Source organism: Paenibacillus germinis, from assembly GCF_013141785.1.
Lineage (GTDB): Bacteria > Bacillota > Bacilli > Paenibacillales > NBRC-103111 > Paenibacillus_E > Paenibacillus_E phytorum.
In genome coordinates this window covers 1-942 of the sequence record NZ_WHOC01000059.1, presented here as the reverse complement: position 1 = coordinate 942, position 942 = coordinate 1, and the positions used below count along the sequence as shown (strand labels likewise).

The 942-nt window shown below is 45.1% G+C and carries 2 protein-coding genes; both read left to right on the top strand.

Going from position 1 to position 942, the window contains the following annotated elements:
- Positions 1-144: sigma factor-like helix-turn-helix DNA-binding protein (locus tag GC102_RS11335; protein ID WP_171689630.1), on the top strand; the 144-nt coding region annotated here is incomplete at its 5' end.
- 60 nt (positions 145-204) lie between these two features.
- Positions 205-879 (top strand): ABC transporter ATP-binding protein, encoded by a 675-nt coding sequence (locus GC102_RS11330; RefSeq protein WP_171689629.1) that lies wholly within the window; start codon positions 205-207, stop codon positions 877-879.
- Positions 880-942 lie beyond the last annotated feature (63 nt).

Here is a 942-nt window from a genome sequence, read left to right as displayed (position 1 = left end):
CGATTTGGGTTGGAGCTTGGCGGGGAAGAGCGGACGCAGCGGGAGATTGCGAAGGAGCTGGGCATCAGCCGCTCGTATGTGTCGCGGATTGAGAAAAGGGCACTCATGAAGCTGTATCATGAGTTTTATAAGGCGAAACGGTAAGGGTTATGAATCGGATACTTCATTTATTTGGACCCTGTGCAAGTAATGGAGGCGAAGGTTATGGCGTTAATTCATATCGAGAATGCCAGTAAATACTATACGATGGGCGAGGAAACGATTAAAGCATTAGATGATGTCTCGTTAGATATTGATCAAGGAGAGTTCGTGGCCATCATGGGGCCATCAGGTTCCGGCAAATCCACACTGATGAACATCATCGGGTGCTTGGATATTGTAGATAAAGGTATTTATGACCTAGATGGTCAAGCAATGAATGTGCTTAATGATTCTGGGCTTGCTGAGATTCGTAATCAGAAGATTGGCTTCGTTTTTCAGAGTTTCAACTTGCTGCCGAGATTAAGTGCCTATGAGAATGTGGAGTTGCCCTTGATCTATAGGGGAATGAGCAAAAAGGAAAGAGAACCACTTGTTTTACATGCACTGGAAGCGGTAGACTTGCTGGATCGTAAGAAACACTTCCCATCCGAGCTATCAGGTGGGCAGCAGCAGCGTGTTGCTATTGCGCGAACGTTGGCAGGAGATCCTCCGATCATTTTGGCGGATGAGCCTACGGGAGCGTTAGATTCGAAGACAGGTGTGGAGATTTTAAGCATTTTAAAGAGATTAAATGCACAAGGTCGGACGATTATTTTGATTACTCATGACTTATTTATTGCGCAGCAGGCGAAGCGGATTGTGAGGTTTCGGGATGGGCGATTAAACGAAGTTGTCTAGTGTTTATAAGACCGGAACTCCAAATAAGGGGGTCCGGTCTTTTTATTTTTAATAAATTGTTTG

Excerpts from the sequence above, each read along its gene's own strand:
- GC102_RS11330 (WP_171689629.1), top strand. The coding sequence starts at position 205 with ATGGCGTTAATTCATATCGAGAATGCCAGTAAATACTATACGATGGGC.